We start from the raw sequence: 17,318 nt of genomic DNA, 5'->3' as shown, positions 1-17,318 counted from the left end.
TGGGTAAATTCGCTTTATAACCAGAAACGGGACACTGGTAATTGATCAGTGCCTTTTGTATTCTTGTACTACACATTACGAACCCTGTACCGAAACCAGTACGATAGCATTATGACAACCCGAAGAGACTTTTTACAGGCTACTGCTCTTACCAGTGCCGTAGCCACGTTTTCGCCCAACACGCTGTTAGCCGCTACCCGCCCGGCTAAGGACCGGCTCGGGGTAGCGCTGGTCGGACTGGGCTACTACAGTACCGATCTGCTGGCTCCCGCCCTTCAAAAAACCAAAAAATGCTACCTCGCCGGTATCGTAACCGGAACGCCCGCCAAGGCCGAGAAATGGAAGAAGCAGTACAACATTCCGGACAAGAATATCTACTCGTACCAGACCTTCGATCAGATTGCTAATAACCCGGATATTGATGTAGTGTATGTCGTACTGCCCCCTTCCATGCATGAGGAGTACGTTGTTCGGGCGGCTAAAGCGGGCAAGCACGTCTGGGTAGAAAAGCCAATGGCCGTTACCGCTAAAGAATGCCAGAACATGATTGATGCCTGTGCCAAAAACAAGCGGTCGCTGGCAGTAGGGTACCGGCTCCATCATGAACCAAATACCCAGGAGTATGTGAAAGCGCTTCGGGACGGGAAGGTTGGCAAAATTCAGATGGTGAGCTGCTCGGCGGCTTACTATGACGCCCGAACCGACCACTGGAAACAGAAAAAGGAAATGGGCGGGGGCGTTATGTACGATATGGGCGTATACGCCATTCAGGGGGCACGACTGGCCACCGGCGAAGAACCGATTTCACTAACGGCGCAGCAGTACACGACCCGCCCCGACGTGTATAAGAACGGCCTCGACGAAACCTCCATGGCCCAGCTGGTTTTTCCCAGCGGAGCGCGGGCAACCATTCAGACAAGTTACGGGATGAATATGAACTACCTGCACGTAACGGGCGACAAGGGAACCCTACACATGGAGCCTTATTCAGCCTATAACGGGGTCAAAGGGGAGTTCACCGGCCGGGCCAGTGGTAAAATTGACCATCCGTATGAAACGCCCTGGCAGCAGACCCTGCAGATGGACCACGATGCCGAATCGATCATGCAGAACAAACCCATGCTCGTGCCCGGCGAGGAAGGACTACGCGACATCCGCGTGGTAGAAGCTATCTACGAAGCCGCTCGTACCGGTCGATCCGTCAAGCTGTCATAAAATTAAAAGCCCCTGCCCACCCAGTCAGGGGCTTTTATCTGACTGGTAAATAGCCCATTGATGAATGGGCTATTTTATTTGTATGATAATAGTAATTAGGGTGTATTATATAAAGTCAGTTTGGCCGGTTGCCTGACTGCTGATTTTTGGCGTATTTCGCTGGCCAACCCCGTTTCATATGCAACCCGCCGATTTTACCCGACTCCCCGCCAACCAGCAACTCGATACGCTTTACTACGCAGGAGACATACTGGCTAATCGGTACGAAGGTGACCAGATCTTTTTGTTGTATAACCTTCGCGATTTCTACGTCGAGCTGTGCTACGATGCGTACCGCAACAACCTTCAGAACGTAGCCGCCTTCCGCGATACCGATCGGCTGGAGCCCTATCTGCCGTATCTGAACTAATACCCTTCTGGTTTCCCTACTGGTACTTGTTACAGGTTAAGCCAGTACGATAGTTTTAGTACCAGCGTACGGTTCTTGCTCTGGAACGAGCCCGGTATGTAGTTTTCCTGATACACGACAAACAAATCCGACACGGGGGCGTATCGCCACTGCAGCCGCGTGTTCAACAGGGTGTTGTTGGTTTGATTGTTGAACTGGGCGAAAGTTGTCAGGAATACCCGACGCGAAAACGTCAGATCGAGTCGGGGACCAACCAGCCAGAAAGAAGCCGAACTGTAAGGAGCAGGCAACCGGATGTTGTTGTGTTCAGCCGTGATGCCAAGCGACCCGTACGGCTGAAAGCGGTAATTGAGTGTAGGAGCAATGTTGAAGTTGGTCCCGTTGAAATACCCACCCGTCCAGCCCTCGACCTGCAGCGTCAGTAACTTTCGGCGGTCAGTGTTCAGGAACCAGAATCCTCCTTTAATCCGATAGTCTGTTCCGGCGGGTAAGGCCTTCCCGTCGAGGTTGGTAGGATCGAAAGCCGAGAACAGATACGTGTAATACGAGTAAAAGCCTCCGCCAAATTCGGTCGTGTTCCGGAGGGCGAATGAATAAAAAAGATTCAGCTCGCGGTCAAGCAGCCTGCCGGTCAGGTCACGGTAAAAGCGGGTTTCAAAGCCGGGGCCGTGGCTAACCAGTCCTCCCTGCTGTCGGGAATAGAAGGTATACCCGCCTTTCGGGAAAAAGCCCCATTGGCCGCGCCGGGCTACATACCCCACATCGTTGATGTTGTACCGGGCACCAATGTATTCGTGCGACCATTCCAGCATCAGGTTCCGGCTGGTATAGGTTAACAAGAGGCCATGGGCTGCGTCCTGAGTGGTGTTCACGGCCTGACCTTCCTGAAATGCTTTGTGGCCCCATACCTTCCCCGCCCATCGGTTGTCGGCGGTAAGCAGGTTAAATTCAACCCCGCCAATTCGGGTATAGCGCGACAGACCGGGTGTTACCGAAGCCGCATCCCGGTTGATGAAAAAGCCAACCAGATTGGACCGGCCCAGTACCTGCCTTTGGACAACCCCTACTGTATAGTTCTGCGGACTGATGCCCCGGCTGCTTTGTCGGGCGGTTTGCGTGTTCAACAGTCCGATCCGCCAGTTCTTATCCACTTTCCCGCTCAGTCGGAGTCCGTACAGGATAGGGTTCTGGACGGTCACCCCCGTGCTGGTATCCCGTCCAATACCGATGCGTCTGCTGAAGAAGGGCCTCGACTGCTCGAATCCAAGATTCGCAAACAGATCGTTGTTTTCCAGAAAGAACTGTCGTCGTTCGGGGAAAAATATCTCGAACCGATCGAGGTTCGTAACCTGTTGGTCCACTTCTACCTGCGAAAAATCAGGATTCACGGTCAGGTCGAGGTTGAGGGCTGGCGTAACTGCCACCTTCGCGTCGAAGCCGGCGTTGCTTCCCGGTTTGTAGGCTCCCCCTTCGCCCCGATTGTCGTCGATGCGGCCACTGACGTAGGGTATAAGTGATATATTGGTTCCCACACGGGGGAGGGGAGTCGAGAAGCGAACTGTATCGGCAAAGGCGAGCGCCGAAATCCGATAGGCAATCGGCACCCGGCGCCAGGAGGTTCGCTGGTTATTCTTCAGATCATGGCGGGCAAAGTTCATTAGGAACCAGGTTGAATTCTGGCGGTATCTAATGCTCTTGAAGGGAATCATAAGTTCAGCCTGCCAGCGATCCGGGTACACCTTTACGAACGAACGCCATTTGTTGTCCCATTCCGTGGCCACCCGTTCTCCGTTGAAGAGTTGCCCTTCGCGCTCAACACCAAGCGGGGTTACGTTGAAGGTAAATCCGTTGGTACGGTCGCCGAAGGGATCGATATATAGGGTAAAGTTGTCGTTCAAATCCCATTCCCAGTCCCGGCGCAGCGAACTGGCCACAAATCGTTTGTTCCGGTTCTGGTCGAAACAGACAACGCCTACGTATAAGTTATTCTGATCATAGGTCAGCCGGACTTCGGTCCGGTTAGAGGCCGGTAACGTATCATTGGGAAAGTTCTGGGTAAACTGGCCGGCAACCGCAGCCCGCTGCCAGACCGACTCCGTTAATTCACCATCCAGCCGAACCAGCGTATCGGTCGGGCTAACCAGCAGGGACTGGGAGAGAGCAACCGAATGAAGTAAAACGGCAACAAAAACTGTCCAGGCGGTCCCCATTTTACAAATCAGTCTATACGCCAATTTATTCTGTACTACCAGCCAGGGGCCCAATCCCTGCTCACTCGAACGAAAAAACATCTGGTCAATCTACTTTTTTCAGCCTGCAAAGAACGCCTATTTTACCGTATAAATGCCTGAGTATATTTTGTTAAAAAATGATAATGTGTTGTATGTCAGCGATTTGAATATTTATGATTTTTTTTAGGGCATTATGCTGATGCGAAGTGGTACGAAGAATCAATGGGTATTGTCAGAAAATTTATCAGATATATTTGGAAAACAAGTTTATTGTGTCGTCCTTCGCTTAAATTTTAACAAGCAATGCAAACAGGAACAGTAAAATTCTTTAATGAAACCAAAGGGTTTGGTTTCATTAAGCCCGATGAAGGCGGTGAAGACATCTTCGTACATGCTTCAGGTCTCATCGACCAAATCCGCGAGAACGACAAGGTTAAGTTCAATGTCGAGCGCGGCAAGAAAGGCTTAAACGCCGTGAACGTCGAAATGGCTTAATCGTAAGATATACCCCGACAACCGTTGTAGAAACATGCCTTACGGCATGTTTTTTTTTGCCCTGTCGGTTCGTAGAGCCATTTTTGCGGTCAGTACAATAACTAGTCACGTATAAACAGAGAAGCCAGACATCTACGGCCGGCCGATCTGTCCGATACGGTCTATACCCTCATTGCATGACCATACTTTCGCTCGAACAACGCGTAGCCAACAAACTCGGCCTTAAGCTTTCATCGGTAACGGCCACAATCGATCTTATCAACGGAGGAGCCACCGTACCGTTCATAGCCCGCTATCGTAAGGAAGCGACCGGCCAACTGGATGAGGTGCAGATCGGGCAGATCAAAGAGACCACCCAGAAACTGCTGGATCTTGACAAACGGCGGGAAACGATAGGAAAAGCAATTGCCGACCAGGGTAAACTCACCGACGACCTCCGTCAGAAACTGGCGGCTGCGGATACCCTCACGGAGCTTGAAGACCTGTATTTACCCTACAAACAGAAGCGGAAGACGCGGGCTATACTGGCCATAGAGCGCGGGCTGGAACCCCTGGCCAACCTGCTGCAGCTGCAACGGGAACCGAACCCCGAACGGGCCGCCCAACGCTACCTGACCGACGCCGTACCTACCGTTGCCGATGCGTTGCAGGGCGCTCGCGATATACTGGCCGAGCGTATCAGTGAAGATGCCGACGCCCGTCAGCGCATCCGGAACCTCTTTGAACGCGAGGCCATTGTTCGATCCGTCGTCAAAAAAGGGAAAGCAGCAGACGGCGCTAAGTTCAACGATTACTTCGACTATGCCGAACCACTTCGGCGGGTACCATCCCATCGGTTGCTGGCGATACGCCGGGGCGAAGCCGAAGGTTTCCTGACGGTGAGCATCGGCCCGGCCGAAGAGGTTGCGCTGGAGCGGCTCGACCGTCAGTTTCTGGCTGGTACCGGCACAGCCGCCAGCCGCGATCAGGTTTCTCTGGCCATTCGGGATGGTTACAAACGATTACTCAAACCAGCTATCGAGACCGAATTTTCGGGGCTGGCCAAAGAGAAAGCCGACGCAGCCGCTATTACTATCTTTGCCGACAATCTGCGGCAACTACTGCTCAGCCCCCCGCTGGGCCAGCAGCGGGTACTGGCTATTGACCCCGGCTACCGCACTGGCTGCAAAGCCGTCTGCCTGGACGCACAGGGTAACCTGCTCACCCACACCGTACTGTATCTGTTTCAGTCAGACAACCAAAAGCAGCAGGCGGCACAGGTGGTGCAGAAGCTGGTCGATCAGTACAGGATAGATACAATTGCCATCGGCAACGGTACGGCCGGCCGCGAAACAGAAGCGTTTATCCAGGGTCTGAACCTCGGCAAGCCGGTATTTATGGTGAGTGAGCAGGGCGCTTCGGTGTACTCAGCCTCCGAAGCTGCGCGGGCTGAATTTCCTGATCATGACGTTACCGTGCGGGGCGCAGTTAGCATTGGCCGGCGGCTCATGGACCCCCTGGCCGAACTGGTCAAGATAGACCCCAAATCGATTGGGGTAGGACAGTACCAGCACGACGTTGACCAGACCGAACTAAAGTCGAGCCTTGATACGGTGGTAGAGAGCTGCGTGAACCAGGTGGGCGTATCCCTCAACACCGCAAGTGCTTATCTGTTGCGGTACGTATCCGGACTGGGCCCGCAACTAGCCGACAATATCGTTTCGTTCCGCTCGCAACACGGCGCGTTTACGTCGCGTGAACAACTCCGTAAAGTACCCCGGCTGGGGCCCAAAGCCTATGAGCAGTGTGCCGGATTCCTGCGTATAGAAGGGGCTAAAAATCCACTCGATAACAGTGCCGTTCATCCCGAACGCTACGCCCTCGTAGAGCGCATGGCAGCGGATATAGGAAGCAATGTCGTTACCCTCATCCAACAACCCGACCTGCGCCGGCAGATCAAACCGGAACGTTACGTAACCAGCGAGGTAGGGCTACCTACCCTGCGCGACATTCTGACCGAACTGGACAAGCCCGGTCGTGATCCCCGGGAACAGCTGTCGGTATTTGAGTACGACGATCGTATCCGCTCCATTACCGATCTGCACGAGGGTATGGTCCTGAATGGTGTCGTAACGAACGTTACGGCATTTGGGGCTTTTGTCGATATTGGCGTCAAGCAGGACGGTCTCGTACACATCTCACAACTGGCTGACAAATACGTCGCTGACCCCAAAACGGTAGTGCAGGTCTACCAGAAAGTACGTGTAAAAGTGCTGGAGGTAGATACGACCCGCAAGCGCATTGCGTTATCCATGAAAGTTAATTAAGTTGCCATTACGCATCGAGCCGGAAGGTCGACCCGGTATTGCGCCAGCGAATCGACCTTCCGGCTGCTACGATCCTAACCCCATCCGTATGTCACTACGCTGGTTCCGGGCCATCGGCCAACCCGTTTTACTCAGTGCCTGTCTGCTTACGACCCTGAGCGCCTGCGAAGCGCTCCGTTCTTCCGGCCCCTCGGTGAGCCGCCGTCCTGCCGCCACAAAAACCGTTGCCCGTCGGCCGGCTAGTACCCGACCACCGGCCGTTCCCAAAGCGCCAACCGGCAAAGTGGTGGACAGCCGAACCTACGTCAATCGCTACGTGCCGGAGGTGGTTAAAATAGCCCGTACCTATACAGGAACCCCATACCGCTCGGGCGGCAATACGTCCGATGGCATCGACTGTTCGGGCCTGGTATACGTCGTTTTCAATACCGTAGGGCTCAGAATGCCACGCATCTCCTGGCAGCAGTCGGAGGTGGGCCGTGAAGTAGAGGTAAATGAGATTTCGCCGGGCGATCTGCTCTTTTTCGTGCCGGACAAAGGACAGGCTGGCTACGTGTCACACACGGGAATCGTGACGGAGGTAAATGGGCCTACTAACATTCGGTTCATCCATGCCTCTTCATCGCGGGGGGTGCGTGAAGATAATCTCTATGCCGACTATTTTAAGGGGCGCTTTGTCAAAGCCCTGCGACCATTTTAAGGCGTTGTGAACCGGATAGGTACCAAGTTAAAAAGCCCACGTGCAAACGTGGGCTTTTTAGTAGGCTAGAGCACTGGCTGTGCATTGCCGATAAACTCTTCGAGGGTTGTTCGATTCTTGTTTTTCAGTTTCATCTCCAAACTCAACGCTTCATTACGGGTAGCAAACGGCTGGGTGAACTTTACCTCCCAGGGTTTACCATTGGCCGTGGCCGGGTTCGTTTTGGCATTGTGCTGCCACAGGCTGATGCGTAAATCTTTCGTCTGACCAATAAAGTACTGGTCCGTTGAGGGGCTGTAGATAATATAAACTGTATGCATAGTATGTAGGGACTATTACCAAAGCTACGGCATTGTTCACGGAAAACAAACACTACCTGATTGAAAGGAGGATTTATTGGACGGAGAGAATTTTTTTGCGTTTAGAGTTGACACGACCTGATTTTTTCCCGATGTTTGCACCCACAAAAACGCTCGGGGGATTAGCTCAGTTGGCTAGAGCGCTACAATGGCATTGTAGAGGCCATCGGTTCGAATCCGATATTCTCCACCCCTGGAAAACAAAAAAACCACTCGTGATGAGTGGTTTTTTTGTTTGGTATGATTCGCTGCGCTTAGCCTTCGATCATTTCGGCGTCGGACAGGATGTAGTTCAGTTCGTAAATATTATCGGCGTTGAGCTTCAGCGTACCCCGGAACGTACGACGCTCATCGGTTTTGAATTTCTTACCTGCTTTTTTGAACTTCAACGATACGACGGACTCCGGACCGGCGCCCCCGCAGAAGAAACAGGCACTGAAGGGAAAGGCTGACAGCACGTAGGTATTCGTTTCCAGATCGACCGGCAGTACGTAGCCGGTCAGTTCAACAGCTTTCCCGTTGAGCTTCTGAATACCCGCCCCGAACGTCGGATAAAGCATATACACCGATTCTTCGGCGTACCATTTTTTCTTAAAGGTTACGTCACGAAGGGCCTCCCACGATAGTTTGACCGGCTCCGCCGTCGGGGCAGCCGAAACAGGGGTCGGGAGAGCGGGCGACAGCGGACGAAAAGCCGTGGCCGACAGAGAAACGACGAATAATGCGATGAGTAGCCGATGCATAGTGTTGGGCACTTATTGATAAGGATTACGGTAAAATTACGTAAAAAGATTACTTTTACTGACTCAATTTGTTCGTTCAGGCCTTATTGTGTCCGATTTACTCAACGATAACACAAAAGATAGCGCGGCAATTCCCGTACGGTTCACGAGACTGTACATGACCCTGCTGATTACGCTGGCCGTTCTGCTCACCGCAGGGCAGGGCCTGACGCAGTGGCGACTTCATGCCTTCCAGAATGAGCTCTGGATAATTCGCTATACTGCCCTCCAACGCCATCAGAGTCAGCAGATTGTCAAGCAGGCGCTCCAGCTAAGCCGGATTAGTCAGCCCGTCAGCTTCGCTCGAAAAGTAGCCGAGATCCAGCAGGTTTTTGTCAAGTTTGAACAGTATCATCTGGAAGGCCGCGAAGGAAAAGTTGTTGACCGGGACGTATCTGTCCCTAATTCCGAGACAGTTCGAAAGCTATACAAAGAAATTCGGCCCGAGTTTGAAGCGTACCAGCGCAGCGTTCGGCAACTGATTACCCTCCGGGAGCCCGACGACCTGAAACGGCCAGACGCGCAGGCCAGTCTGAATCTGCTCCTGGCCAATGAGAAGCCGTTTCTGGAGGAGATCGACGGAATTGTGCGTGTTTATACCACTGAACTGCGGTCAAAACTGGCCTGGCTTCAGGCGGTCGAGCTCTATTTGTACATTTTTACGGTAGTGGTGCTGATCGGGATAGGGGGACTGATTTTCAGACCGGCAGCCCGGCGTCTTCGGCAAACCTTTATGCAGCTGGTCGAGGCCCAGAACCAGACAACAGCCGCCAACCGAAAGCTGATCAGTGCGAACAAATCGCTGAAAGAAACCCGACAGAAGCTCTACGAAGCTACCAAACTGCAATACCAGCAGCGGATCCACGAACAGCAGATCAGAACCTCGGGGCTCATTGCCGGGCAGGAAGAAGAGCGCAAACGACTGTCGCGCGATTTACACGATGGGCTGGGGCAGATGCTGACGGCCATCAAGCTTCAGCTCGAAGGGCTGGAGGCCAGCCTAAACCGGCTGAACGGAGCCGAGAGCTTGGGTAAAGCGCCCTACAGCAAGAACCTGCGCACGCTCAAGACCCTCGTTACCCAGACCATTCAGGAAACCCGCACCATCTCTAATAATCTGATGCCGAGCGTACTTAGCGACTTCGGCATTGCGCCTGCCATCAAAATGCTGGCCGAACACGACCGGAGCGAAGCTGTAGATGTCACGTTCGTTACCAATCTGACGCCCAGCATGCCCCGGCTGGATCGTAATCTGGAGATTACTCTGTACCGTATTACGCAGGAAGCCATTAGCAACGCCATCCGACATGCTTCGCCAACTCAGGTCAGAATTGAACTGCTTGAGCGTGAAAACGTTTTATACTTAACTGTGGCCGATAATGGTCGGGGGTTCCGGGTAGCTGGTCGGGGGGCTGTTCCCGAAAACGGGAACGAACCCATGGAAACCGGTTTGCAACCTGCCGGTAAAAAAAGGACTCCTTCTCAAGGAATCCATAACATGCAGGAGCGGGTCAACCTGCTCAACGGAAAGTTTAAAATTCACTCAACACCAGGGAAAGGGACCAAAGTACAGGTCAGTATCCCCTATAAAACGCAACCTGCGCACTATGACAATTACTAAATTGATGCTCGTTGATGATCATTCCATTGTTCGCGATGGAATCCGGTTACTCCTTGAACAGGCCGAAGGGCTGGAGATTATCGACGAAGCCAATGACGGCGAAGAAGCACTGGAGAAGCTCAAAGCTCATCTGGCCGAAGAAAACGGTAAAGCGCAATTACCAGACATCATCCTGATGGATATCTCGCTACCGGGCATGTCGGGTATCCAGACAACACAGGTGATCAGCAAACACTATAAGCAGGTGCGGGTGCTGATGCTGTCTATGCACAATAACGAAGATTATATCTTGCGCTCGGTAGAGGCTGGTGCGTATGGCTATATCCTGAAAGACTCGTCGTCCGATGAAATGATCAAAGCCATCCGGACCATTGCCTCAGGCGAAAAGTATTACAGTTCACCCGTAGCATCGATTATTTTGAGCGGCTATATGCAGCAGCTGAAAAAAAGCGAGAAAAACAGCCGGGTCGAGCGCCAGTCGAAGCTGTCGAATAAGGAGAAGGAGATTCTGCACTATCTCATCGATGGAATGAGCAGCCGCGAAATTGCCGAGAAACTGCAACTCAGCGTTCGGACTGTCGATAACCACCGGGCTAATATGATGCGTCGGCTCCAGGTACGTAATGCGGCCGAGCTGGTACGCATGGCCGTCGAAGAGAAATTGATCTGATGATGCATGAGCCAGAAAGGTCCCAAAAAAAGACCTTTCTGGTGTGAACGAACTCCACAAAGCTTTTCTACGTTTGCCCTGTGAAACCGGTCCAAAGCCGGTTTTATCCTTTTTGGATTAATATATTTAATTGATAGAGTTTATTAACTAAAACCCCATTAACTTATGTCACTTCGCTTAGGAGACATTGCCCCTGATTTTGAGGCTGATACAACCCAGGGCCGGATTCGCTTTCACGAATGGCTCGGCACGTCCTGGGGCATGCTGTTCTCACACCCGGCTGATTTTACACCCGTTTGTACCACAGAGCTGGGCCGGACAGCTTTGCTCAAAGATGAGTTTGGTAAGCGTAACGTCAAGGTGATAGCTGTATCGGTCGATGATCTCGATTCGCACAACCGCTGGACGCCAGATATTAAAGACGTAACTGGATCAGAAGTGAATTTCCCGATTATTGCCGATGCCGACCGGACCGTAGCTACGCTCTATGACATGATCCATCCGAATGCCAGTGAGAAGGCGACCGTTCGCTCAGTATTCGTAATCGGACCGGATAAGAAAATCAAGCTGACGCTGACTTACCCGGCTTCTACCGGCCGTAATTTCAACGAACTGCTGCGGGTTATCGACTCGCTGCAATTAACAGCCGACTACCAGGTAGCAACTCCCGCCGACTGGCAGGACGGTGAGGACGTGATTGTTACGCCCGCCGTAACCAACGATCAGCTGGACGCTAAATTTCCTAAAGGGGTAACGTTTGTGAAGCCCTATCTGCGCACTACCCCGCAGCCAAATAAGTAATAAACAGTGCCTGTTCAGGGGGCGGTTAGTCGATTTGCCGGTGGCAAACAGGCTGATTGCCCCCTGAACAATATGCCCGGCTGCCGGTTAGGAATTTTGTAGCAACCAAACTAACATCAACGTTATGGCAAAGAGAAATTTGAATCCGCAACATGATGAGGGACCAGTAGCTGAGGCCATTGAACAACAGACCGCCAAATTGCCGTCTGACCTGTTCCTGTGGGGTGGCCTGGGGGCACTGGCAGCCGCAGCGGCTGTTTACGCCAGTGGCAAACGGCATGAAGCGCTGCTGGTTGGGCAGTGGGCAGCTCCCATTCTTATCTTGGGTCTCTATAATAAAGTGGTTAAACTGGAAGGCAGCGATTAGATCAAGTGTGCCCTTCATCCTGTAGCCCGGACGTTGCCGTTCGGGCTACATTCGTTTTAAAGCCGTAATTTGCGAGCTCCTAGTTTTTGAATGGCATGAAGTCCCGCGTTCTGGGTAAGATTATTTTACGGCGTTATGGCTTTTGGATAGCCGGCGGTCTGATTTTACTGCTGGCTGGCTGGTGGTTCCGGTCGCGACAGAAAGCCCAAATGGACTGGCGGCACGTATCCGCCTTTGGTATTCGGCTTCCTATGCGTTTCGGTATTCACGGTATCGACGTATCGCGGCACAATGACCGAATCAACTGGAAGCGGGTTCGGGACATGGAAGCCGAGGGAGTGCGGCTCCAGTTTGTGTTTATCAAAGCCACAGAAGGTGCTACCTTAAGCGACAAACAGTTTGCCAAAAACTGGCGCGAAGCCAGAAAATCGAACCTGCGTCGGGGCGCCTACCACTTTTATCACCCTACCCGCGACCCCATTAAACAGGCCAATAACTTCATCAGGACGGTTGAACTGGGCGAAGGCGATTTCGTACCGGTCGTTGATTTTGAAGTTACAAACGGGCAATCAGACGTCGTCATCATTGACGGGTTGCGGCAGTGGCTCGAAGCCATCGAAGACCATTATAACGTTCGCCCCATGATCTACACCAACGGCAATTTGTACCGCCGGTACATTAAGGGCAACTTCAACGATTATCCCCTCTGGATTGCGGATTATTCAAACACGCACCTGCGGCAATACGATTCTGATCAGCTTTATCTGTGGCAGCATAGCCAGAGCGGCTGGGTACAGGGTATTCGCGGTCGGGTCGACTTCAACGTGTTCGTGATGGACGAGGACCGGCTCAGCGATATCTGTCTATGAATTGCCGCGTCAGGTCGTAGCGTTCAGGCTGGCCGTTGCCAGTAACTAACTCTGCCAGATTTCCCAGGCTTTTTCGGCCTGTAGTTCCAGCATACGCAGTCCATTATGGGTAGCGCAGCCCCGTTCGCGTCCCAGCTTCATGAACAAGGTTTCAGCCGGGTTATAGACGAGGTCGTAAAACAGATGCCAGTCGGTAATTTGCCCGTACGGCAGATCGGGGGCTTCGTCCGTGTGCGGATAGGTACCGACGGGCGAGCAGTTGATGATAAGCCGGTAATTATGGATGAAGGTTGGCAACTCGTCGTAGGTAATCGTCTCGGGCGATTTGTGACGGGAAACGAGCCGGTAGGCAATCTTCAGATCGGTCAGGGCCGCTGTTATGGCTTTGGATGCGCCACCGGTCCCCAGCACGAGTGCCTGGCCGTTATAGGACAGAAGGCTGATGCCCAGCTCATAGAACCAGTTGCTGAGCGAGGTCTTGAAGCCGTAGTAATCGGAATTGTAGCCCGTACGTGAGCCATCCTGTTCGAGCCTGATAACGTTGACCGCCCCTACTTTCCGGGCCGATGCATCGAGCCGGTCCAGGTAGGGGAGTACGACCTGTTTGTGCGGAATCGTTACGTTCAGGCCGCGTAGATCCGGAGTTTGTAATACGTCGGTCAGTCCGTCAATTGCCGGAAGCTCGAACAGATCATACCGGCTGTCAGCGATGCCTTCGCGGGCAAATTTCTCGGTAAAATACCGCTGGGAAAACGAGTGGGTAAGCGGGTACCCGATGAGACCGTAACGAGGCATGAGAGGAGGGGTTTTATCATGGTGTTTTGGATAAAGGGCAAAAGCACCGATAAAACCCCTGTTACTCACCCTTTGCGTAAACGCTTCTTGGCAAACTCAACAACGATTGGCATGATTGAGAGACCAACGATACCGAAAACAACCAGCTCAAAGTTTTTCTGAACAATGGGGAAGTTGCCGAAGAAAAAGCCCAGCAGCGTAATGCTGAATACCCACAAGACGGCCCCAACGATGCAGAAACGGATATAGGTGCCGTAGTTCATGCTGCCTGCGCCGGCAACGAAAGGCGCAATGGTGCGCACAATCGGGATAAACCGGGCAATGATGACCGTGCGGCCTCCGTATTTTGCATAGAACTTCTCGGTTTCGGAGATGTACTCGCGCTTAAAGAACAGGATTCGTTCGCGGGATTTGATCCGGTTACCCAGGAACTTGCCCACAAAATAGTTGACGTTATCACCCAGGAGAGCCGCCACAATCAGCAGCGGAATGATCACCCACACACTTAATTCATTGGTATCTCGTGCGGCCAGGGCGCCCGCAGCAAAAAGCAGCGAATCACCCGGCAGGAGGGGCATCACGATCAGACCCGTTTCGGTGAATACAATCAGAAATAGGATGGCATACAGCAGTATCCCGTATTCATTAGCCCACAAGTCGAGGTACCGATCCAGGTGAAGCAGGAAATCCAGAAGTGATTTGATGAGTTCCATAAGTGGAGTTTTCGGCCTACAGGTTTAGAAAGGCTATGACCGCGCCAGGCGATCCAATCCTGTAAACAGGGTCTTATTTGTCAAGAAAATGGGAAAAAGTGTCGCCCCGAAGTCCTAGCCGGATCGTTTCGAGCGGAATGACCTCGTGGGGAGCAATGTTGCCCAGGTTAACGTTAGCCCCTAGTAGTTTGACAAACCAGACCTGCTGCTCTTTCTGGGGAGCTTCCCACAGAATGCTCTCGAACGGAATCTGGGTAAGAATTTCTTCGACCAGCCCCTGCCGAACTTCACCGCTCGACCGGAAAAGACCAACGGTACCCCCTTCGCGGGCCTCGCCGATTACTTTCCAGGCGCCAGCCGCCAGTTCAGCCTTCATCAGCTGGATCCATTTGTAGGGCGGAATGATCTTGGCTTCATCTTTGGAACCCACCTCCGACAGTACCGTTACCTGGGTGGCGAGCTGGCGAATGTAGTTGCACTTATCATCCTGCTCCATCTCGATCGATCCGTCCGATACTTCGGCGTACTGCATGTCATACCTGTCGAGCAGTTTCCGGTAATCGTCAAACTGCTTTCGGACCACGAAGGCTTCGAACAGCGTACCGCCAAAGTATACGGGTAAGCCAGCAGAGCGGTATATTGCCAGTTTTTCTTTAAGATGAGGGGTAACGAAAGAAGTAGCCCAGCCTAGTTTGATAATGTCAGCGTAGTCGGCGGAAGTGGACAGAAAGTCTTCTACTTCGCGTAGACTCAACCCCTTGTCCATAACCATGGTCAGCCCACTATTACGTGGTTTGGCGGTACGGTCGGGAAGTTGCGTAAGCGTATAGTTCATTCGGTTCAATTGAATAGGCATCTGTAAAATCGCCCAAAAGTAGCATAACTCGTCTATTACTCCCAAGAAAGTCCATAATTAATCAAGCCAGATAAGCGTTTCGCTTGGTTTAGTGCTATTTTTGCCGGATATGGACAATCCCGTTAACCCACGTCTTGATTTATTTCGCTCCATGATCGGGCGCGACATGCAGGCCAGTATTTCGCCGTTTGGCCGCTGGCTCAACGGAATCATCCGATCTGCCGAAGCGGGACAGCTTACGGCTGATTATACCATCCGGGAAGATATGACCAACCCGGCGGGTGTGCTACACGGCGGGGCGGCTGCCGGCATACTGGACGACCTGATCGGCGCGACCGTGTTTACGCTGGGACGCGAATATGCTTATACGTCGGTCAATCTGAACGTCGATTTTCTGCATGCAGCCCGGCTGGGCGATACGGTAACGGCCACGGCTCAGGTGCTGCGGGCCGGCAAAAACATTATTCACTGCGAAGGCCGGATTGTGGCGGCCGATGGGAAGGTTATTGCCAAATGTGCCACTAATCTTATTCAAACCTCGGTAAAACCAGGTATTTAGCCCGGCATTTGTTTGTGTCTGTGCCGAAAATAAATTACTTTTGCACCCTAATTTCCAATTTACACACAGATCATGTACGCAATCGTAGAGATCGCAGGGCAGCAATTCAAGATCCAGAAGGGTCGTTCCATCTATACCCACCGGTTAGAGGGCGATGTGGACGCTGCGCTTGCCTCCGACCAGGTGAAAATTCTTCTGGTTGACAACGAAGGTAGCATCACCATCGGTGCACCTACTGTCGCTGGAGCGACGGTATCCGCCAAAATCGTCGAGCATTTGAAGGGCGAGAAAGTTATCGTCTTCAAAAAGAAGCGTCGTAAAGGCTACAAAAAGAAAAACGGCCATCGTCAGTACCTGACTAAGGTCATGATTGAAGACATCACTATTTAAGGTACTGCGTTTTCGAGTCCGGCTACCGGAGAATAAATTTCCGGCGGGCTAAACTCTGAAAATAAAAAAACTCCAGAAAAATGGCACACAAGAAAGGTGTAGGTAGTTCCAAAAACGGCCGCGATTCGCACAGCAAACGCTTGGGTGTGAAACTGTTCGGTGGCCAGTCGGCCATTGCCGGCAACATCATCGTTCGTCAGCGCGGTACGAAACATCATCCGGGTAAAAACGTAGGTCTGGGTAAAGACTATACGCTGTTCGCCCTGGTCGATGGTACCGTTAAGTTCCGTCCCGGCCGCGATAGCCGTTCGTACGTTGACATCGTTCCGGCCGGTCCGTCGGTTGTTGAAACAGCACCGGTTGCTGCTGAATAAGTCACGTTTATCGATGAAATTGAACCCGTCTGGCTTTAGTCAGGCGGGTTTTTTTACGGTCAAAAACTAAAAAAACGCCCTGGCTGTTAGCCATGCAGCGCCAGCCATTCCGGTGGCCGGCCAGGTACGCCAAACCAGACTATAAACCAGATAAGATATGAATCCTGCACTGAACCGCCCTGTTTCCATTTTCACAGAAGGAAGCCCGAACCCGAACTCGATGAAGTTCGTGGTCAATTTTGAGCTTGTGCCGGCCGGACTGTCGTTCGATTATGCCACCCCCGCCGAAGCGGTCGTTGATGGCAAGCATTCGCCCCTGGCCGTCGCTTTGTTTGGGTTTGACTTTGTACGGCGGGTGTTCATTTCGGCTAACTTCATCACCGTAACCAAAGATGAAGAGACCGATTGGGACGAGGTGATGTTTGAAGTGAAGCTGTTTCTGAAAGAGTACTTCAGCGAACAGAAACCTGTGTTTGCCCAGCGTACGATGGATACCAACTCGGCCAAGCTTGACATGGACTCCGAAACGGTTCAGAAGATCAAAGCCGTACTGGATCAGTATATCAAGCCGGCGGTCGAGTCGGATGGGGGAGCTATCAATTTTTATTCATTCGACGAACCCAGCGGTACCGTGAAAGTGCAGCTACAGGGCTCATGCAGCGGGTGCCCGTCGTCTACACTGACCCTCAAAGCAGGTATCGAAAATCTGCTGACCCGTCTGGTGCCGGAAGTGAAACTGGTGGAGGCAGAAGGCGTATAACCAGAGCCAGATGGTCCGCGGATTTATATACCTTGGTATGATACCA

General features: G+C 52.4%; 20 protein-coding genes and 1 tRNA gene. 15 read left to right on the top strand and 6 right to left on the bottom strand.

Annotated elements, in window-relative coordinates; genetic code table 11:
• Positions 1–111: 111 nt before the first annotated feature.
• Both B1C80_RS04745 and B1C80_RS04740 read left to right on the top strand, forming a co-directional pair.
• Complete coding sequence (locus B1C80_RS04745) at positions 112–1,215, top strand: Gfo/Idh/MocA family protein (protein WP_077920098.1); 1,104 nt, start codon at positions 112–114, stop codon at positions 1,213–1,215.
• 178 nt (positions 1,216–1,393) lie between these two features.
• A complete protein-coding gene (locus B1C80_RS04740; protein ID WP_077919906.1) occupies positions 1,394–1,624 on the top strand; it encodes a hypothetical protein in 231 nt (76 codons plus the stop codon).
• A gap of 29 nt (positions 1,625–1,653) precedes the next feature.
• Here B1C80_RS04740 and B1C80_RS04735 read toward each other — a convergent pair whose 3' ends face one another.
• Positions 1,654–3,834, bottom strand: coding sequence for a DUF5916 domain-containing protein (locus B1C80_RS04735; protein ID WP_077920097.1), 2,181 nt, complete (start codon positions 3,832–3,834; stop codon positions 1,654–1,656).
• A 324-nt stretch (positions 3,835–4,158) separates the two neighbouring features.
• On the opposite strand from B1C80_RS04735, the gene B1C80_RS04730 reads away from it, so the two are divergent.
• The 3 genes from B1C80_RS04730 (at position 4,159) to B1C80_RS04720 (ending at position 7,356) form a co-directional block, all read left to right on the top strand.
• Complete coding sequence (locus B1C80_RS04730; RefSeq protein WP_077919905.1) at positions 4,159–4,350, top strand: cold-shock protein; 192 nt, start codon at positions 4,159–4,161, stop codon at positions 4,348–4,350.
• Between the two features lie 176 nt (positions 4,351–4,526).
• Complete coding sequence (locus tag B1C80_RS04725; protein WP_077919904.1) at positions 4,527–6,656, top strand: Tex family protein; 2,130 nt, start codon at positions 4,527–4,529, stop codon at positions 6,654–6,656.
• Positions 6,657–6,744: 88 nt separating this feature from the next.
• Positions 6,745–7,356, top strand: a complete 612-nt coding sequence (locus B1C80_RS04720; RefSeq protein WP_077919903.1) for a C40 family peptidase — start codon at positions 6,745–6,747, stop codon at positions 7,354–7,356.
• Between the two features lie 65 nt (positions 7,357–7,421).
• Here the strand turns inward: B1C80_RS04720 and B1C80_RS04715 are convergent, their stop codons facing one another.
• Entirely contained in the window at positions 7,422–7,676 is a 255-nt protein-coding gene (locus tag B1C80_RS04715; RefSeq protein ID WP_077919902.1) for a GIY-YIG nuclease family protein, read from the bottom strand.
• A 155-nt stretch (positions 7,677–7,831) separates the two neighbouring features.
• On the opposite strand from B1C80_RS04715, the gene B1C80_RS04710 reads away from it, so the two are divergent.
• Positions 7,832–7,905, top strand: a tRNA-Ala gene (locus tag B1C80_RS04710).
• A 64-nt stretch (positions 7,906–7,969) separates the two neighbouring features.
• On the opposite strand, the gene B1C80_RS04705 is transcribed toward B1C80_RS04710, so the two are convergent.
• Positions 7,970–8,458, bottom strand: coding sequence for a DUF3299 domain-containing protein (locus B1C80_RS04705; RefSeq protein ID WP_077919901.1), 489 nt, complete (start codon positions 8,456–8,458; stop codon positions 7,970–7,972).
• Between the two features lie 157 nt (positions 8,459–8,615).
• On the opposite strand from B1C80_RS04705, the gene B1C80_RS04700 reads away from it, so the two are divergent.
• The 5 genes from B1C80_RS04700 (at position 8,616) to B1C80_RS04680 (ending at position 12,825) form a co-directional block, all read left to right on the top strand.
• Complete coding sequence (locus B1C80_RS04700; RefSeq protein ID WP_236648615.1) at positions 8,616–10,118, top strand: sensor histidine kinase; 1,503 nt, start codon at positions 8,616–8,618, stop codon at positions 10,116–10,118.
• 4 nt (positions 10,119–10,122) lie between these two features.
• Positions 10,123–10,788: a response regulator transcription factor gene (locus tag B1C80_RS04695; protein ID WP_077919899.1), complete on the top strand. Its 666-nt coding sequence runs from the start codon at positions 10,123–10,125 to the stop codon at positions 10,786–10,788.
• Positions 10,789–10,953: 165 nt separating this feature from the next.
• Positions 10,954–11,589 carry a peroxiredoxin gene (locus B1C80_RS04690; RefSeq protein WP_077919898.1) on the top strand — a complete coding sequence of 212 codons (636 nt, stop codon included), beginning with the start codon at positions 10,954–10,956 and terminating at the stop codon, positions 11,587–11,589.
• 124 nt (positions 11,590–11,713) lie between these two features.
• Positions 11,714–11,956, top strand: coding sequence for a hypothetical protein (locus B1C80_RS04685; protein WP_077919897.1), 243 nt, complete (start codon positions 11,714–11,716; stop codon positions 11,954–11,956).
• Between the two features lie 95 nt (positions 11,957–12,051).
• Complete coding sequence (locus B1C80_RS04680; protein WP_201723550.1) at positions 12,052–12,825, top strand: glycoside hydrolase family 25 protein; 774 nt, start codon at positions 12,052–12,054, stop codon at positions 12,823–12,825.
• Positions 12,826–12,870: 45 nt separating this feature from the next.
• Here the strand turns inward: B1C80_RS04680 and B1C80_RS04675 are convergent, their stop codons facing one another.
• The 3 genes from B1C80_RS04675 to B1C80_RS04665 form a co-directional block, all read right to left on the bottom strand.
• Positions 12,871–13,620: a shikimate dehydrogenase gene (locus tag B1C80_RS04675; RefSeq protein WP_077919896.1), complete on the bottom strand. Its 750-nt coding sequence runs from the start codon at positions 13,618–13,620 to the stop codon at positions 12,871–12,873.
• Positions 13,621–13,685: 65 nt separating this feature from the next.
• Positions 13,686–14,333 carry a DedA family protein gene (locus tag B1C80_RS04670; RefSeq protein ID WP_077919895.1) on the bottom strand — a complete coding sequence of 216 codons (648 nt, stop codon included), beginning with the start codon at positions 14,331–14,333 and terminating at the stop codon, positions 13,686–13,688.
• Between the two features lie 73 nt (positions 14,334–14,406).
• On the bottom strand, positions 14,407–15,168 hold the full coding sequence (locus tag B1C80_RS04665) for a phosphosulfolactate synthase (RefSeq protein ID WP_077919894.1): 762 nt from the start codon (positions 15,166–15,168) through the stop codon (positions 14,407–14,409).
• 130 nt (positions 15,169–15,298) lie between these two features.
• Here B1C80_RS04665 and B1C80_RS04660 point away from each other — a divergent pair, with 130 nt between their 5' ends.
• From B1C80_RS04660 to B1C80_RS04645, 4 genes are all read left to right on the top strand, one after another.
• Positions 15,299–15,748: a PaaI family thioesterase gene (locus tag B1C80_RS04660; protein WP_077920095.1), complete on the top strand. Its 450-nt coding sequence runs from the start codon at positions 15,299–15,301 to the stop codon at positions 15,746–15,748.
• A 72-nt stretch (positions 15,749–15,820) separates the two neighbouring features.
• Positions 15,821–16,138 carry a 50S ribosomal protein L21 gene (gene rplU / locus B1C80_RS04655; RefSeq protein ID WP_077919893.1) on the top strand — a complete coding sequence of 106 codons (318 nt, stop codon included), beginning with the start codon at positions 15,821–15,823 and terminating at the stop codon, positions 16,136–16,138.
• Positions 16,139–16,218: 80 nt separating this feature from the next.
• On the top strand, positions 16,219–16,512 hold the full coding sequence (gene rpmA / locus B1C80_RS04650) for a 50S ribosomal protein L27 (protein WP_077919892.1): 294 nt from the start codon (positions 16,219–16,221) through the stop codon (positions 16,510–16,512).
• Positions 16,513–16,669: 157 nt separating this feature from the next.
• Positions 16,670–17,272, top strand: a complete 603-nt coding sequence (locus B1C80_RS04645) for a NifU family protein (RefSeq protein WP_077919891.1) — start codon at positions 16,670–16,672, stop codon at positions 17,270–17,272.
• Positions 17,273–17,318: the final 46 nt, after the last annotated feature.

It is taken from the genome of Spirosoma sp. 209 (genome assembly GCF_002006735.1).
GTDB classification, from domain to species: domain Bacteria; phylum Bacteroidota; class Bacteroidia; order Cytophagales; family Spirosomataceae; genus Spirosoma; species Spirosoma sordidisoli.
This window is presented reverse-complemented; position numbering and strand designations above follow the sequence as displayed.

Bases quoted from the DNA above. Each gene is read 5' to 3' on its own strand.
- B1C80_RS04705 (WP_077919901.1), bottom strand. From the start codon at position 8,458: ATGCATCGGCTACTCATCGCATTATTCGTCGTTTCTCTGTCGGCCACG.
- B1C80_RS04680 (WP_201723550.1), top strand. From the start codon at position 12,052: ATGAAGTCCCGCGTTCTGGGTAAGATTATTTTACGGCGTTATGGCTTT.
- B1C80_RS04725 (WP_077919904.1), top strand. From the start codon at position 4,527: ATGACCATACTTTCGCTCGAACAACGCGTAGCCAACAAACTCGGCCTT.
- B1C80_RS04720 (WP_077919903.1), top strand. From the start codon at position 6,745: ATGTCACTACGCTGGTTCCGGGCCATCGGCCAACCCGTTTTACTCAGT.
- rplU (WP_077919893.1), top strand. From the start codon at position 15,821: ATGTACGCAATCGTAGAGATCGCAGGGCAGCAATTCAAGATCCAGAAG.
- rpmA (WP_077919892.1), top strand. From the start codon at position 16,219: ATGGCACACAAGAAAGGTGTAGGTAGTTCCAAAAACGGCCGCGATTCG.
- B1C80_RS04730 (WP_077919905.1), top strand. From the start codon at position 4,159: ATGCAAACAGGAACAGTAAAATTCTTTAATGAAACCAAAGGGTTTGGT.
- B1C80_RS04665 (WP_077919894.1), bottom strand. From the start codon at position 15,168: ATGAACTATACGCTTACGCAACTTCCCGACCGTACCGCCAAACCACGT.
- B1C80_RS04740 (WP_077919906.1), top strand. From the start codon at position 1,394: ATGCAACCCGCCGATTTTACCCGACTCCCCGCCAACCAGCAACTCGAT.
- B1C80_RS04695 (WP_077919899.1), top strand. From the start codon at position 10,123: ATGCTCGTTGATGATCATTCCATTGTTCGCGATGGAATCCGGTTACTC.
- B1C80_RS04685 (WP_077919897.1), top strand. From the start codon at position 11,714: ATGGCAAAGAGAAATTTGAATCCGCAACATGATGAGGGACCAGTAGCT.
- B1C80_RS04715 (WP_077919902.1), bottom strand. From the start codon at position 7,676: ATGCATACAGTTTATATTATCTACAGCCCCTCAACGGACCAGTACTTT.
- B1C80_RS04670 (WP_077919895.1), bottom strand. From the start codon at position 14,333: ATGGAACTCATCAAATCACTTCTGGATTTCCTGCTTCACCTGGATCGG.
- B1C80_RS04735 (WP_077920097.1), bottom strand. From the start codon at position 3,834: ATGGGGACCGCCTGGACAGTTTTTGTTGCCGTTTTACTTCATTCGGTT.
- B1C80_RS04645 (WP_077919891.1), top strand. From the start codon at position 16,670: ATGAATCCTGCACTGAACCGCCCTGTTTCCATTTTCACAGAAGGAAGC.
- B1C80_RS04690 (WP_077919898.1), top strand. From the start codon at position 10,954: ATGTCACTTCGCTTAGGAGACATTGCCCCTGATTTTGAGGCTGATACA.
- B1C80_RS04675 (WP_077919896.1), bottom strand. From the start codon at position 13,620: ATGCCTCGTTACGGTCTCATCGGGTACCCGCTTACCCACTCGTTTTCC.
- B1C80_RS04700 (WP_236648615.1), top strand. From the start codon at position 8,616: ATGACCCTGCTGATTACGCTGGCCGTTCTGCTCACCGCAGGGCAGGGC.
- B1C80_RS04660 (WP_077920095.1), top strand. From the start codon at position 15,299: ATGGACAATCCCGTTAACCCACGTCTTGATTTATTTCGCTCCATGATC.
- B1C80_RS04745 (WP_077920098.1), top strand. From the start codon at position 112: ATGACAACCCGAAGAGACTTTTTACAGGCTACTGCTCTTACCAGTGCC.